Annotated in this window: 13 protein-coding genes; 10 read left to right on the top strand and 3 right to left on the bottom strand. The window is 70.7% G+C overall.

Features of this window, described 5'->3' with window-relative positions:
- Positions 1 to 38: 38 nt before the first annotated feature.
- From ACMGFG_RS10745 to ACMGFG_RS10735, 3 genes are all read left to right on the top strand, one after another.
- The gene (locus ACMGFG_RS10745) at positions 39 to 971 is read left to right on the top strand and encodes a M48 family metallopeptidase (protein WP_436930336.1); all 933 of its coding nucleotides are present in this window, start codon (positions 39 to 41) and stop codon (positions 969 to 971) included.
- 181 nt (positions 972 to 1152) lie between these two features.
- A complete protein-coding gene (gene nreA, locus ACMGFG_RS10740; protein WP_436930442.1) occupies positions 1153 to 2403 on the top strand; it encodes a DNA repair protein NreA in 1251 nt (416 codons plus the stop codon).
- A gap of 107 nt (positions 2404 to 2510) precedes the next feature.
- Positions 2511 to 2867 (top strand): hypothetical protein, encoded by a 357-nt coding sequence (locus tag ACMGFG_RS10735; protein ID WP_436930335.1) that lies wholly within the window; start codon positions 2511 to 2513, stop codon positions 2865 to 2867.
- Positions 2868 to 3009: 142 nt separating this feature from the next.
- Here the strand turns inward: ACMGFG_RS10735 and ACMGFG_RS10730 are convergent, their stop codons facing one another.
- Positions 3010 to 3153 (bottom strand): DUF7331 family protein, encoded by a 144-nt coding sequence (locus ACMGFG_RS10730; protein WP_167837346.1) that lies wholly within the window; start codon positions 3151 to 3153, stop codon positions 3010 to 3012.
- Positions 3154 to 3407: 254 nt separating this feature from the next.
- Here ACMGFG_RS10730 and ACMGFG_RS10725 point away from each other — a divergent pair, with 254 nt between their 5' ends.
- The 3 genes from ACMGFG_RS10725 (at position 3408) to ACMGFG_RS10715 (ending at position 9429) form a co-directional block, all read left to right on the top strand.
- On the top strand, positions 3408 to 5495 hold the full coding sequence (locus tag ACMGFG_RS10725) for a COG1361 S-layer family protein (protein WP_436930334.1): 2088 nt from the start codon (positions 3408 to 3410) through the stop codon (positions 5493 to 5495).
- Positions 5496 to 7940: an efflux RND transporter permease subunit gene (locus ACMGFG_RS10720; protein WP_436930333.1), complete on the top strand. Its 2445-nt coding sequence runs from the start codon at positions 5496 to 5498 to the stop codon at positions 7938 to 7940.
- 82 nt (positions 7941 to 8022) lie between these two features.
- Positions 8023 to 9429: a dihydrolipoyl dehydrogenase family protein gene (locus ACMGFG_RS10715; RefSeq protein ID WP_436930332.1), complete on the top strand. Its 1407-nt coding sequence runs from the start codon at positions 8023 to 8025 to the stop codon at positions 9427 to 9429.
- Positions 9430 to 9444: 15 nt separating this feature from the next.
- Here the strand turns inward: ACMGFG_RS10715 and ACMGFG_RS10710 are convergent, their stop codons facing one another.
- Positions 9445 to 9957, bottom strand: a complete 513-nt coding sequence (locus tag ACMGFG_RS10710; RefSeq protein WP_436930331.1) for an MOSC domain-containing protein — start codon at positions 9955 to 9957, stop codon at positions 9445 to 9447.
- 94 nt (positions 9958 to 10051) lie between these two features.
- On the opposite strand from ACMGFG_RS10710, the gene ACMGFG_RS10705 reads away from it, so the two are divergent.
- Positions 10052 to 10348, top strand: a complete 297-nt coding sequence (locus tag ACMGFG_RS10705; protein WP_436930330.1) for a hypothetical protein — start codon at positions 10052 to 10054, stop codon at positions 10346 to 10348.
- A gap of 9 nt (positions 10349 to 10357) precedes the next feature.
- Here ACMGFG_RS10705 and ACMGFG_RS10700 read toward each other — a convergent pair whose 3' ends face one another.
- Positions 10358 to 10732 carry a cupin domain-containing protein gene (locus ACMGFG_RS10700; RefSeq protein WP_436930329.1) on the bottom strand — a complete coding sequence of 125 codons (375 nt, stop codon included), beginning with the start codon at positions 10730 to 10732 and terminating at the stop codon, positions 10358 to 10360.
- Positions 10733 to 10876: 144 nt separating this feature from the next.
- On the opposite strand from ACMGFG_RS10700, the gene ACMGFG_RS10695 reads away from it, so the two are divergent.
- The 3 genes from ACMGFG_RS10695 (at position 10877) to ACMGFG_RS10685 (ending at position 15020) form a co-directional block, all read left to right on the top strand.
- On the top strand, positions 10877 to 11785 hold the full coding sequence (locus tag ACMGFG_RS10695; protein ID WP_436930328.1) for a M48 family metalloprotease: 909 nt from the start codon (positions 10877 to 10879) through the stop codon (positions 11783 to 11785).
- 85 nt (positions 11786 to 11870) lie between these two features.
- The gene (locus tag ACMGFG_RS10690) at positions 11871 to 13157 is read left to right on the top strand and encodes a HEAT repeat domain-containing protein (RefSeq protein WP_436930327.1); all 1287 of its coding nucleotides are present in this window, start codon (positions 11871 to 11873) and stop codon (positions 13155 to 13157) included.
- A gap of 723 nt (positions 13158 to 13880) precedes the next feature.
- Complete coding sequence (locus ACMGFG_RS10685) at positions 13881 to 15020, top strand: acyl-CoA dehydrogenase family protein (RefSeq protein ID WP_436930326.1); 1140 nt, start codon at positions 13881 to 13883, stop codon at positions 15018 to 15020.
- The last annotated feature ends 18 nt before the right edge of the window (positions 15021 to 15038 follow it).

Below are 15038 nucleotides of genomic sequence, written 5' to 3'. Positions count from 1 at the left end.
CGACTCCTTTTGACCCACCGGACCGAACGACCGGTATCGTGTCGCCGACGCGCAGACTCGCCCGCGAGGCCGGCCTGCCCGCGGCCTACCGGCTGGTCGACGCGGCGCTGCTCGCCGTCCTGGCCGCGGCGCTGGCCGCCTGCTACGCGGTCGGGATGGCGCCGGCGACGGTCGCGGCACTCGCGCTCGCGAGCTTCGGGCTGGAGTTCGCCGTCGGGCGAGTCGTCACCGACGGCCTGTTCCGCGGGCTCGAACTGGCCGACGAGGCGCCGCCGCGGTTGCGCCGGACCGTTGCGGCGGTGGCCGCCGACCTGGGGGTGTCGACGCCGTCGGTGGTCGTCGACCGCGAGAGCGCCGGCGGCGTGTCGGTCCTCGGCGACGGCGACCGCGCGGCCGTCGTCGTCTCGGCGCCGCTGGCCGAGCGCCTCGACAACGCGGCGCTCCGGGCTGTCGTCGCCCACGAACTCGCCCACCTCTCGCTGGGCCACGTCCGCCGGGTGCCCCTCCGCGAGGGCGCCACCCACGCCGTCGGCCTGGCGGCCTGCTGGCTCGTGGCCCTCCGCCACCTTCCCCCGGCGGTCGCCGCGCTCTGCGGCGGCGCCTTCCTCGCCGCCGGCGTCGCTCGCTCGAACGAGTTCAACCGCCTGCTGTACGTCCTCGCCAGCGCCGGGACCGTCCTCGTCGTCGGGGCGCTCGCGGCCCGCGCGAACCGCCTGGAGGAGTACCACGCCGACGACGTTGCCGTCCGGGCGACGAGCGCGGCCGACTTCTGCACCGGGCTCTACGCAGTCGGACAGTTCGGCGACGCCGACGACGCCGTCGCCGGCCGCTCCCCGTTCGGCGCGCGCCGGACGCGGCTGGAACGGGTGACGGCCGACCATCCCACCGTCGAGTCAAGACTGGCCAGGTTCGGGCTCGCCCCCGACGACGTGGCCGAGCGCGCACCGACCGGACGGGCGGCCGACGACTGACGGACGGCGGGCGCTCGGCCAGCGACGGGGGACGATCGGCCAGCGACCGACCGCCGACCAGCGGGCAGCGACCGGCGGCCGACCGGCCCGTCGCGGTCGGTCCGGTCCCGACCCCGGTCACGGGCTCCGGCACCGACCAATTCAAGCCCGTGGGGACGGTAGGGTCGGGCGAATGGCGGGCATGCGCCTCGACGACTTCATCGAGGACTTCCAGCGCGACGAGGCCGCGGAGAAGCGCCGGCTGGCCGAGGAGAAGTCCTACGAGATCACGGAGTACCTCGACGACGTCGAGCGGGAGTTCCAGCAGGCGGTGCAGGGCGACTCGATGTTCGGGTCCACAGCTCCAGAGGTGTTCGTCGGGCGGTCGGGCTACCCGGACGTGTCGACGGGTGTGCTCTCGCCGATGGGCGGCGACGCCGACGCCGCCGACTTCGCGACCAGCGGCGACTGGTACAGCCAGGGCTACGGGATCGACGACGTGCTCCAGCGGCGGACGGGGATGCTCAACTCCACGCGGTCGGCCAAAGTGGACGTGTCGGACGTGTGGGACGGGTTCGTCGGCACCCAGCGGGAGGTCGCCATCGCCGACCACCCCGTCGACGTGGAGGTCGGCCTCGACGGGACGCCGGACATCGACCTCTCGCTGGACGACATCTCGACGCCGACGGGGCCCCGGGCCCGCGCCACGAACGCCGACCTGGCGGAGAACCCCCACGTGCCCCGGCCGGTCGAGAAGACCCTGGAGGACGACGACTGGGCCGCCGAGGGGGCGATGACCTATCTGTATCGGCGCGGGTTCGACGTGTACGACATCAACACGATCCTCTCAGCGGGCGCGCTGGGCCAGGGGCACAACCGCAGGCTCGTTCCGACGCGGTGGTCGATCACCGCCGTCGACGACACCGTCGGGAAGTACCTGCGGGGCGGCCTCCAGCACAGCGACACCGTCGACGAGGTGTCGGTGTGGACCAACGAGTACATGGGCAACCGCTACTGGGTGATCCTCGCCCCGGGCCAGTGGGAGTTCGAACTCGTCGAGATGAAGGCGCCCGAGAGCGTCTGGAACCCCGCGGCCGACGACTACTACCTCGCCAGCGCCCACGAGGGCTGGGAGGGTCGCACGGGGTACGTCGAGGAGACCGCCGGCGCCTACTACGCCTCCCGGCTGGCGGTTCTGGAGCACCTCCACGAGCGCGAGCGCCAGGCCAAGGCCCTCGTGTTGCGGGAGGTCACCGACGAGTACTGGGCGCCGGTGGGCGTCTGGCAGGTCCGGGAGGGGGTCCGCCACGCCTTCGACGGGGAACACGGGGTGGCCGAGAGCTTCCGGGACGCGCTCGACGCGGTGCTCCCGGCGGTCCCGGTCCCGCTGGGCCGGCTCCGCCGCAAGTCCAACCTCGTCGCGGGACTGCAAACGTCGATCTCCGACTTCTGAGCGGCGGCCGCCCGGACGGACCTCGGCGGGACGCCCGACGGGCAGCCGCGTGACCGCGGGAGTGTCACGTCGGAAGGGTTTTCGCGCGTACGGACGTAACCGCGGGTATGCTCGCCCAGATGGGGATGCCCGGCGGTATCGAACTGCTCGTCGTCCTCGTGGTGGCGCTGATCGTGTTCGGACTCCCGCTGGTCCTCATCGCCGTCGTCGGCGCGCTGTGGCTGCGCTCGGACGACGACTACGACGAGCGCATCCGGGAGCTGGAGACTGAGATCGCCCGCCTCCAGGCGCAGGTCGGCGACGACGGCGGCGCCACCGCCGACGAGTTCGCCGACGCCGACGCGACCGGCGACCGCCCGACCGACGGCGGCCGCTCGACCGAGCACGACGACGGTGAGTCCGACGACGACGGCGGCCACACCGACCGCGACAGCGGCGGTGCCGCCGACCGCGACGGCGGGTAGGACTCTCCCAGGGTGGCGTCGGTAGCGCGGCTGACCGGCGATCGCGGAGCTGGCCGGCGGATGCGGAAAAGATCGATGCGAGGGCGGTGCGGGGGCGGTCGACCACCCCGGGGCCAGGGGTGGAGCGGTCGCTCCGAGCCGTTCAGGCTATCTCGTCGCCGGTTACTGTCTCGTCCGACTGGATCCACGCCCGGTGGTTGTCGACGTCGTAGATCACGATGTCGCCGTTCGCGATCTCGAGTTCGTCGTAGCGGCTCGTCTCGGAGCGAGTTTCGTTGGTTGCCATTGTTGTGGTCTACGTTCCGTCGCTGTCTGTCGGTTCGACGCTATCGGTAGCTACGCCCTATACCTTGTTAAATGTTACCAATGGATCGGATACTGACCGCCGGTCGGGCGACGGTGGTCGGTGCGGGCGCGATAAACGCCCGGAAAGTTCCTTCCTGTTTACAATGATTGACAGGGTTCGGGCGGCAACCACGCGACGACACCTGCGTCGCCGCCGTTGGTCCCCGCGGCACGGTGGGTGGACAACGAGAACCCATGCAACGGACACAGGTCCTGATAGTCGCCGCAGTCGCACTGTTGTTCGCCGCGTCGCCGGTCGCCGGCGCGGTCACTGACCACGATGTCGGCGCCGATGGAGTGGACGCGCCGTCGGCGGAGGCACCCGGTTCGGCCGACGCGCCCGGTCCGACGGGGGCGGCCGGACCGGCAGACGTATCGACGCCGCTGGCCCAGCAGCGACAGCAGCAGGACAACGTCACCGGCAACCCCGGGATCGACGTGTCGGTGCCCGACACCGACTTCGCCCCCGGGACACAGACCGCGCTGCGGGTCGTCCTGCTGAACGACGGCAACGTCACGAACGGGTCGCTGTCGAACCCGGGGCTCGAACAGGAGGTGACCACCGCCCGGGCGGTCCGGGCGAGCGTCGGCGAGCACGACGCGCCGCTGACGGTCAACACCAACGAGCGCGCCGTCGCGCGCCTCCCCGACGGCTCCTCCGCGCCGGTCGAGTTCCGGATCGATATCGACCGGTCCGCCCAGCCGGGCACCTACGAGCTGCCGATCAACGTCTCGTACAACTACACGCAGTCGGTGAACCCGCGGACGAGCGAGTACAACCGCACGAGCACGACGAAGAACTTCACGGTGGACGTGACGATCGAGGAGGCCGCGCAGTTCCGCGTGACCGACGTGGAGTCGACGGCCCGCATCGGCGCCACCGGCACCGTCGACCTGACGGTGCGCAACACCGGGACGGCGGTCGCCCGCAACGCCTCGGTCGCGCTCACCTCGCAGAACGCCGACCTGACGTTCGGCGCCTCGTCGTCGTCGACCCGCTACGTCGGCGGCGCCTGGGCGCCCGGCGAGACGCGGACCGTCTCCTACCGCGTCAGCGCCGCCGGGACGGCGAGCCAGCAGCGCTACGCCTTCGGCGCGACCGTCAACTACGAGGACGAGGACAGCACGCCGCTGCAATCAAGCAGCCTCTCGCTGGGCGTCACGCCCGCCCGCGAGCAGACGTTCACCATCGTCGACACCGAGAGCGACCTCGCCGTCGACGACGACGGGCCCGTGACCCTCACCGTCCGTAACGACGGCCCGGTCGACGTGCGCGACGCGTCGGTGTCAGTCAGCTCGACCAGCCCCGCGCTCACCTTCGGCGGGTCGACCTCCGCCAGCGAGTACGTCGGGGTCTGGGCGGCGAACGAGACCCGGGAGATAACCGTCGAGGCGACCGCGACGCCGGAGGCCGAGTCGCGCAGCTACTCCCTGCAGGCCTCGGTGAGCTACGAGGACAGCGAGGGCGACCCCGGCGAGTCCGGGACGCTCCAGTTCGGCGTCCGCCCCGACCCCGAGGTCGAGTACGAGTTCGCGGCGAGCAACCTGAGCTCGTCGCTGCGGGTCGGCGAGGAGGGGACGCTGTCGGGCACGATCACCAACGTCGGCGACGCGCGGGCCGACAGCGTCGTGGTCGTCTTCGAGTCCGAGAGCCAGAGCGTCTCGCCGCTCGAACGCGAGTACTCGGTCGGCAACCTCCGGGTCAACCAGTCCAAGGAGTTCACCTTCGACGTGGAGGTCAGCGAGGCGGGCGAGGCCGGCCCGAAGCAGTTCACGCTGCGGCCGACCTACCGGAACGCCGACGACGAGCGCCGCCAGGCGGAGAGCTTCGACACACGTCTGCGCGTCCGCCAGCAGCGCGACGCCTTCGACGTGTCGGTCGCCAACGGGACCGTCGAGCGCGGCGCCGGCCGCGTCCTCGAAGTGACGGTCACGAACGTCGGCGAGGAGCCCGTCACCGACGTGTCGGCGGCGATGTACGCCGACGACCCGATCAGCGTCGACGACGCCGAGGCCTACGCCGACGAGATCCCGGCCGGCGAGTCGGAGACGCTCGTCTTCGAGGTCAGCACCGGGTCCGGCGCCTTGACGAAGTCCTACCCCGTCGAGATGGACTTCCAGTACGACGAGGCCGACGGCGACACGACCCTCTCCAGCGGCTACACCTTCGCCGTCGACGTGACCGAGCCCGAGGACGGCGGCGGGGGCGGCCTCCCGGTGCCCGTCGTCGCCGGAGTCGTCGTCGCCCTCGCCCTCGTCGCCGGATACCTCTGGTACAGGTAGATGGTCTTCGAGTGGTTCACCGACGAAGTCGGCGACGCCATCGCCTCCTACCCGGGGCGGATCAGCCTCGCCTTCCTCCTGCTGACCGCCGTCTTCGTCGCCGGTCTCGGCAACGTCGAGACCGAGAGCGGGAGCAACCAGTTCGTCGAGGACCTCGACTCGTTCGAGGCGTTCGAGGACATCCAGCGGGAGTTCAGCACGGGCTTCGGCGGGGGTTCGACGAGCACGCAGCTGCTCCAGCGCGAGGCGAACGTCCTCTCGCGGACGAGCATGCTGCGGATGTTGCGGGCCCAGGAGCGGTTGCAGGACCACGACGGCCTGCGCGTGACGGGCGTCTCCAGCCCCGCCCGGACCGTCGCACAGCAGCTCGACCCGGAGGCGACGACGGTCGAGGCGCAGATCGACGCCGTCGAGGCGGCCACGGCGACGGAGATCGACCGGGCGGTCCGGCGGGCGGCGGAGACGCCCGGGTTCCGTTCGCAGGTCAGCGAGGACTTCGACACCGAGAGCGCGGCCGCGCGCGCGGCGCAGGCGTCGGTCACCCACGACCGCGACGTGGACGCCCGCGAGGAGCGCGTCGAGCAGGTGGTCGGGACCGTCGGCGGCGACATCGACATCGTCGGGAGCGCCCCGAACACGATCGGGTCGTCGCTGGCGCTCGTGCTCCCGGCGGCGTTCGTCCTCATCGTCGGTTTCCTGGTCGTCGCCTACCGCGACCTGGTCGACCTGATCCTGGGCGTCGTCGCGATCCTGATGACGCTTTTGTGGACGTTCGGGTTCCTCGGACTGGCCGATATCGCGTTCAACCCGTTGCTGGTCGCGGTGCCGCCGCTGTTGATCGCGGTCGGCATCGACTTCGGGATCCACGCCGTCAACCGCTACCGCGAGGAGCGCGAGCGCGACCAGCCCGTCGGCACGGCGATGGCGGTCACCACCGACCAGCTGCTGGTCGCGTTCTTCATCGTGATGGGGACGACCGTCATCGGCTTCCTGTCGAACCTGCCGAGCGCGCTCGCGCCCATCCGCGACTTCGGCTTCGTCGCGGCCATCGGCATCTGTTTCACCTTCCTGATCTTCGGGATCTTCCTCCCGGCCGCGAAGGTCAAGACCGACCGCCTGCGCGCGAGGTACCCCATCCCGACGATGAGCGAGCGCCCGCTCGGGTCGGAGGGGTCGCTGCTCGGTCGCGCGCTCGGCGGCGGCGTCGTCATCGCCCAGCGCGCGCCGGCGCTGTTCATGCTCGTAATCCTGGTCGCGAGCGGCGCCGCGGGCGTCTACGCGACCGGCGTCGGCACCGGCTTCAGCCAGGACGACTTCCTGCCGCCGGAGTACGAGGAGATCCCCGACTGGCAGAAGGAGCTTCCGGGGCCGTTCAGCCCGCCGGAGTACAGCTACGTCTCGAAGACCAACTACATCGAGGACAACTTCCCACAGAGCAGTTCGGTCCTGCTGTTCGTCGAGACGCGGATGCACCGCGAGGCGGCGCTCGATCAGGTCTACCGGATGGGCGATGACCCGCCGCCGACCGTCCTCCGCGAGGGTCGCCACGCCGAGAGTCAGTCGGTCGTCACGGTCGTCCGGTCGTACGCCGACCGGAACCCGGAGTTCGCCGACCTGGTGGCGCGTAACGACCCCGACGACGACGGCGTGCCCGAGCAGAACCTCCGCGAGGTGTACGACTCGCTCGAATCCGCGCCGGCCTCCGGCGTGAGTGGCGTCCTCTCCGAGGATCGGCGGAGCACGCTCGTCACCTACTCGGTCGACGCCGACGCGACCAACGGCGAGATCGCGGCCGACGCCGAGGCAATCGCCGCGGAGACCTCGCTCGACGCGACGCCGACGGGCAACGCTATCATCTTCGAGGAGGCCTCCGAGCTCATCCTCAGCACGGTGATCACCAGCCTGGTCATCACGCTCGTCGGCGCGTCGGCGTTCCTGATCGTCGTCTACCACGTGCTGGAGGGGCGCGCGTCGCTCGGCGTCGCCAACGTCGTCCCGATCGCGCTGACGGTGACCTTCGTCGTCGCGTCGATGCGGTATCTCGGTATCGACTTCAACGCGATCAACGGGGTGATCCTCTCGCTGACGATCGGTCTCGGCATCGACTACTCCGTCCACGTCGTCCACCGCTTCGCCGACGAGTTCGAGGACCACGGCATCGAGACGGCCCTCGACAGGGCGATCCGGGGCACCGGCGGCGCGCTCACCGGCAGCATGCTCACCACCGTCGCCGGCATGGGCATGCTCGTCTTCGCGCTCAACCCCGCGATCGGCGCGTTCGGCGTCCTGACCGCGCTGTCGGTCGTCTACGCCTACATCGCCTCGATCCTCGTCCTCCCGTCGACGCTGGTGCTGTGGGACCGGGTCGTCAACCACTCGCGGGCGGCCAAGTTGCTCTACGGGCGCGGCAGCAACCCCACTCCGGAGACAGCAGTCGAGGAGTGACCGCGTCGGCGGTCGCCGTCGCGCTCCCGTCTTCCGCGCACACCCCCTGAACGCTTTAGGGCTGGTCCGCGAAATCGAGGCTATGGTTCACGTGGTCATCGTCGGCGCCTACGGCAGCGCCGGCGCGGCGGTCGCGAACTCGCTCGCCGAGGAACCGGACGTGGAGCTGACGCTGATCGACGACGGCGACCCCGGTGGGGGCCTCTGCATCCTGCGGGGCTGTATGCCCTCCAAGGAGGTGCTGTCGGCCGGCGCCCACCGCTTCCAGGCCCGCCACGACGAGCGGTTGCTCGGCGACCCCCACGAGGTCGACCTCGACCGCACCATCGAGCGCAAGGACGACCACACGCTCGGGTGGGCCGAACACCGCCGGGAGTCGATCCACGAGATCGCCGAGCGGTCGGACGTGGAGTTCGTCCACGACACCGCCCGCTTCGTCGACGACCACACGGTCGTCGCGGGCGGTCGCGAGATCACCGGCGACTACGTGGTGATCGCGACGGGGTCGGCCGTCAACATCCCCGACCTCCCCGGGATCGACGACGTGCCCCACCAGACGAGCGCGGACCTGCTCGACGCCACCGAGCTCCCGGACTCGGCGGTCGTGATGGGGCTGGGCTACATCGGCCTGGAGATGGTCCCGTACCTCAGCGAGGTGGGCGGGACAGACGTGACCGTCGTCGAGCACGACGAGCGGCCCATCGACGAGGCCGACCCGGAGTTCGGCGACACGGTCCTCGACCTCTACCGCGAGGCGTTCGACGTGACCATCCCCACGGAGTGCTACGAGAAGCGCGTCGAGCCGACCGACGACGGCGGCGTCCGCCTGTACCTCGAAGGCGCCGACGGCGACGACGAGGTGGTCGAGGCCGACGAGCTCTACCTGTTCACCGGCCGGCGGCCGTGCCTGGGGCGGCTCGGGCTGAAGAACTCCGCGCTGGAGCCGGGGCCGGACTGGGTGCTCGACACGATGCAGGCCCGCGACGACGACCGGGTGTTCGTCGTCGGCGACGCCAACGGCAAGGAGCCGATCCTCCACGTCGCCAAGGAGCAGGGGTTCACCGCCGCCGAGAACATCCTCCGGCGCGAACGGGGCGAACCTCTGGAGGCCTACGAGAACGTCACCCACCACGTCATCTTCTCCGGGCTGGGCGTCTACCCCTACGCCCGCGTCGGCATGACCGAACGGGAGGCCCGCGACGCGGGCTACGACGTGGCCGTCGCGAAGCGGCGGGCCAGCGACGACGGCGTGTTCGAGGCCAAGGACACCCCCGAGGGCGTCGCCAAACTCGTCGTCGACCGCGAGTCGGCGACGGTGCTTGGCTGGCAGGGCCTGCACTATCACGCCGACGTGATGGCCAAGACGATGCAGGTCGTCGTCGAGATGGAACTCGACGTGCGGGAGGTGCCCGACCGCGCCTACCACCCGACGACCCCAGAGATCATCGACGGACTGCTCCGGGACGCGACCGACGAACTGGCGGCGTAGCGAATCGTTTCGTCCTCATCTCTCGTGTCGCTCGCGGATCGCGGCGGCCAGCGAGTCGGGGTCGTCCAGCCGCTCGACGACTGCCAGTTCGTCGCCGACGGCGACTTCGCCGCCCTCGACCACGTCGGCGCAGATCCCCCCGCGTTCCTCGGAGAGCGCGTCCGCAAGCCCCTCCTCGCCGGCCACCTCCTCGACGTGGGCGCAGGGCGGCCGTCGGCGGGTCCCCTCGAAGACGGCCTCGCCGACCGAAAAGCGGGTGTCGAGCAGGTCGACCACGTCGCAGTCGACCACGAGGTTCCGGCGGTGGCGGCCGTCCGAGAGGTCGATGTCGTAGCGCTCGCGGACCGTTTCGAGCGCCCCGCTATCGACGAGCGTGACCTGGCACACGTCGTACGGCGAGTAGTAGCCGCGGCCGTGGCAGTAGCGGTCGCCGGCCAGTCCGCCGTCGGCGACCGCACGGACGCGTTCGCTGGCCTCCATCGGCGCGCCCCCCTCGGGCGCGGTCCAGATCTGTTCGAGGCTGGGCATGGGCGCGCTCCGGACCAGAGGAGCAAAACGGTTCCGTCGGTCCGGCCGGGGGTCCCGCGAAACCGATTTAGGGCGAGCGGACGCCACTCGGAACGTGTCTCTCGAACGACGGTTCGGCCTCGGGCTCTGCTCGCTGGGCGTCGGTCAGGCGGTGCTCGCGATCTCGAACTACCTCGGTTCCGGCGCCGATCCGGTGGGGGCGTGGACGACGGCGTTCCTGGCCGCGGCCTCGTTCGCACTGGGTGCGCTCCAGCTATCGGGTCGAATACCGCTGGATGTCACGCCGACACAGGGGCGTCTGCTCCGTTTCGTCTCGAACGCGTCGATCGTCGGCGGTCTCGGCGTGGGATTCGTCGGGACAGTGCTGCTGGTCGATCACGTCCTGGCGTGACCGACTCCGTTACTCCCCCTCGTAGCTGTGGCCGTCGCTGACCGGCGGGGCACCGACGCCGATCACCCGGGCCGCTTCGTCCGCCTCGTCGGCCACGTGCGCGCGGTGGGGGCTCCCCGGCTCGGCGACGAAGAACTGGTCGGCCGCGACCCGGTAGGTCTCGTCGGGCGTCTCGACGCTGAGCGTCCCCGAGATCACGTAGAACGCCTCCTCCTGTTCGTCGTGGTAGTGCATCCCCGAGAGGGGGATCTCCTTGCCCGGTTCGACCGCGTAGGTCCGCAGCCCGAGCCGCTCCATCCCCGCGGCCTCGCTGACGTAGCGCATCTCGGACGGGCGGTCCGGTTCCGGCTCCAGGTCCGCCGGGTCGACGACGTGGTATCCCATGGGTCGACCGTCGCCCGCCGGAGTCGTAAACGTTCGCCGGACGCCGTCGCGGACGAGGATGGAGCGGGCGCGAACCGCGCGGGAGGCCCCCACGAAGATGGCGTCGGAGTAACATCTATGGGTCCGCGACGGCTAGGGTCGCACATGCAGCCCAGGCCCGACTGGTCCCTCCGGGTTCGGATGCTCGCGGCGATGGCCGGGATGGCCGCCCTCTACGCCGCGTTCGTCGGCGTCGCCGCGTGGTGGGCGACCGACGCCCTCGGGAGCGCCGGCCTCTTCCTCGTCGTCGGGGTCGCGGGCGTGCTCGTCGCCCTCCAGTACAAGTACGCGCCCGACGCCGCGCTGAAGGCGCTCGACGCCGACCGAGTCACGGAGGCCGAGTGCCCCGACCTCCACGCACGCGTGGGTCGCCTCGCCAACCAGGCGGGCGTGCCCGAGCCCGACGTGGCCGTCGCGCCCCAGTCCCAGCCCAACGCCTTCGCGACCGCGAAGGGACGGGACGACGCGGTCGTCGCGGTCACGGAGGGACTGCTCGACACGCTCCAGGGCGAGGAACTCGACGCCGTGCTCGCCCACGAGATCGCCCACGTGAAACACCGCGACGCGCTCGTGATGTCGGTCGTCACGTTCCTCGTGACCGTCGCCGCGATGGTCGTGCGGAACTTCTGGTGGTTCGGCGACGGCGGCGGCGACGCCGGCGGCGGCGACGGCGGGATGCCCTGGCTCTGGGCATTCGTCGCCGTCTCGGCGGTCGCGTGGCTCGGCGGCTACCTCGTCTCGCGGGCCATCTCCCGGCACCGCGAGTACGCGGCCGACCGCGGCGCCGCCGTCATCACGGGCAAGCCCGCGGCGATGGCCGCCGCCATCGAGACCATCTCCGCGGAGATGGCCGCGACGCCCGAGCGGGACCTGCGCGACCACGCCGACCTGAACGCCCTCTTTATCGTCCCGGCGGAGGCGAAATCGCGGCTCGTGAAGGCCATGGAGACCCACCCCGACCCCGAGAAGCGCGTCGAGCGGCTCTCCCGGCTGGCCGGCGAGTTCGAGGACTGACGGGCGGGGTTCCCCGGGCGAACGGCGGGACGCCCCGAGTCGCCGAATGGAAACGCCTTTGGCCCGGACAGTCGCATTTCGGGGTATGAGCAACGGGGACGACGAAGCGGCCGACGACGCCGAGGCCGCCGACGAGCAAGCCGACGCGGGCGAAAGCGAGGAGACGGCGCTGTCGGCCGACACGCTCGACCAGCGCCTCGACGACGCCGGGGAGGCCCTCGAGGCCGCCGAGACCGAGGCCGACCTCGACGAGGTCGAGGAACAGCTGAACGAGATCGAGGCCGACCTGGAGGCCGCGGACCTGCCCGAGCCCGACGAGGACGACGAGGATGCGGAGGACCCGGCGGCCGAACTCGAAGACCGCATCGCGGACCTGCGCGACCAGCTGGAGGACCAGCGCGGGCCCTACGCCGACGACGTGGTCGCCGCCCTCGAGGAGGCCCAGTCGACGATCACCGACACCCGCTGGACCGAAGCGGGTCGGCCCGACGTGGTCACCGCGGTCCAGTCGTATCTCGGCACCACGGCCGAGCAGCTCGACACCGACCTCTCGGCCGAGAGCGACGACCCCGAGGCCCTGGCCGACGCCGTCGACCAGGCCGCCCAGGTCGTCGAGGGCAGCGCGCTCGACCCCGACGAGGACGCCGAGACCATCGCCGCCCTTCTGGACGGCGCCGAGACCCTGCAGGACGACCTGGAGGCCGCCGAGGAGTGGGACGATCTGACGGTTCGGGAGCAGCTGGACGCCGAGGGGTTCTACGACGTGCTCGAGTCGGAGAACCGCAAGGACTTCCCCGCCGAGTGGAACGCGGTGAAGGTCTACGAGGAGCTCGGCGAGGTCGAGCCCATCGTCAAGGCGCTGGAGACGTTCGACTCCGACTTCATGGAGGAGAACGTCCTCGACACGCTCTGGCGGATGGGCCCCGAGGAGGCCTACGACGCCGTCCACCAGCGCGCCCAGAAGCGCAACAAGCGCCCGGTCCAGATCCTCGGGAAGATCGGTAACGAGGACGCCGCCGAGACGCTCCACGACTTCATCGACGGCGACGGCGACGCCGCCCTCCAGAAGGTCACGCTGCGCGCGCTCGGCGAGATCGGCAGCGAGGAGTCGGTCGAGCCGGTCGCCCAGCGCCTCGACGCCGACAACTACGAGGTCCGCTCGGCGGCGGCCCGCTCGCTCGGCCTGCTCGGCGACACCCGCGCCATCGAACCGCTCGCCGACGTGCTCGAAGACGACGAGGCCAACGAGGTCCGGGCCAGCGCCGCCTGGGCGCTCAACCAGATCGGCACCGAACGGGCGCTCGACGTGGTCGCCGACTACACCGACGACCGCGCCTACCTCGTCCAGTCCGAGGCCGAGAAGGCCGTCTGAGGTCCGGGTTCGTTCCGTTCTCCCGTGTCGTTGCCGTTGGAGGTCGACGTTCTGTTCGATGTGCGAGTGCGTCAGTTGTTTCCGGTTGTTCCTGTGTGGGAAACGGGCACGACAGCGACCGCACTCGACGGTGAGCGCTGAACGTCCTCGGCGCGCTCGTTCTGAAGAGGATCGATAGCACTCGACAGCAGGCGTTGAAAGCCCTCGGCCCGCTCGCTAGTAGCAGGCGCAACTGCACTTGACGGTGAGCGCTGAAAGCCCTCGACGCGCTCGCGGTCGCTGAGCGGGATATCCGCGCTCTCGGCACCGCCCGCGCGGATAGTGGCCCGCTCAGACGACTACATGAACGCGAGCGCGCCTCGCCCTTTCAGTCCACCGGGAGAGCAAGCTCTCCCGAGCCCGCGCTCACACGTTCGCGCGGACGCCAGGACCGCAACCGCACGACACCGCACCGCCCCGCACAGCACCGCAGACGGCCACGTACCTCCCCAGCCGATTCGCTCACTCGCTCCGCTCGCTCCCTCATCCACTGTCAGAGCAAGCTCTGACAAGCCTTCGTTCACACGTTCACGAAGACCTCGCGCGATGCTGTCGCGAGACGAGACTCGCGACAGCGCGCGCCGACCGCACCGCGCCCGCGTTCCGCAACAGCACCCCGACATCGAACGGACACCGCACTCCCCCCGACACAGCCTTTATTCTCGCCGCCGGCAATATTTGCGTATGGACTTCACCCTCCCGGACGAGCACCGGATGATCCGCGAGACGGTGCGGGAGTTCTGCGACGAGGAGATCGAACCCATCGCCCAGGAGATCGAGGACGACCACCGGTTCCCGGCGGAGGTGTTCGACGAACTCGCGAAGCTGGACGTGATGGGCGTCCCCGTCTCCGAGGAGTACGGCGGCCTCGGCGGCGACCAGCTGATGTACGCGCTCGTCACGGAGGAACTGGGGCGAGTGTCGGGGTCGATCGGGCTCTCCTACGCCGCGCACGTCTCGCTGGGGAGCAAACCCATCGAGCTGTTCGGGACCGAGGCCCAGAAGGAGCGGTGGCTCGAACCGCTCGCGACCGGCGAACACCTGGGCGCGTGGGCGCTGACCGAGCCCGGATCAGGGTCGGACGCCTCGGACATGGACACCACCGCGGAGCGCGAGGGCGACGAGTGGGTGCTGAACGGGACGAAGCAGTTCATCACGAACGCGAACGTCGCCGGCTCGGTGCTCGTCAAGGCCGTGACGGAGCCGGGGGCGGGCTACGACGGTATCTCGACGTTCGTCGTCGACCCCGGGGACGACGGCTTCGAGGTGACGACGGTGTGGGACAAGATGGGCCTGAACGCCTCGCCGACCTGCGAACTCCAGCTGTCGGACGTGCGCGTCCCCGAGGACCGCCTGCTCGGCGACCCCGGCGACGGCTGGGACCAGACGAAGAAGACGCTGGACGGCGGCCGCATCTCCATCGCCGCCCTCTCCGTGGGGCTCGCGCAGGGGGCCTTCGAGGCCGCCCTGGAGTACGCGAAGGAGCGCGAGCAGTTCGGCCAGCCGATCGGCGAGTTCGACGCCGTCCGGGACATGCTCGTCGCGATGGACCGCAAGATCGAGCGGGCGCGGCTGCTGACCCACAAGGCGGCCGTGGCCTACGACGAGGGCGAGGACGTGACCCGCCTCTCGTCGATGGCGAAGCTCGACGCCTCCGAGATCTCGCGGGAGGTCGCCGAGGACGCCGTCCAGGTGCTCGGCGGCTACGGCTACACCACGGACTTCGCGCCCCAGCGGTTCTTCCGCGACGCGAAGCTCATGGAGATCGGCGAAGGGACCAGCGAGATCCAGCGGCTCGTCCTCGGCCGGGAACTCGGGCTGTAGCGATCCGACTGTCGGCGG

Origin of the sequence: Halosimplex halobium (genome assembly GCF_051414055.1) — an archaeon.
Lineage (GTDB): Archaea > Halobacteriota > Halobacteria > Halobacteriales > Haloarculaceae > Halosimplex > Halosimplex halobium.
The sequence above is the reverse complement of the archived record's forward strand: the minus strand, read 5'-3'. Positions and strand labels throughout refer to the sequence as shown.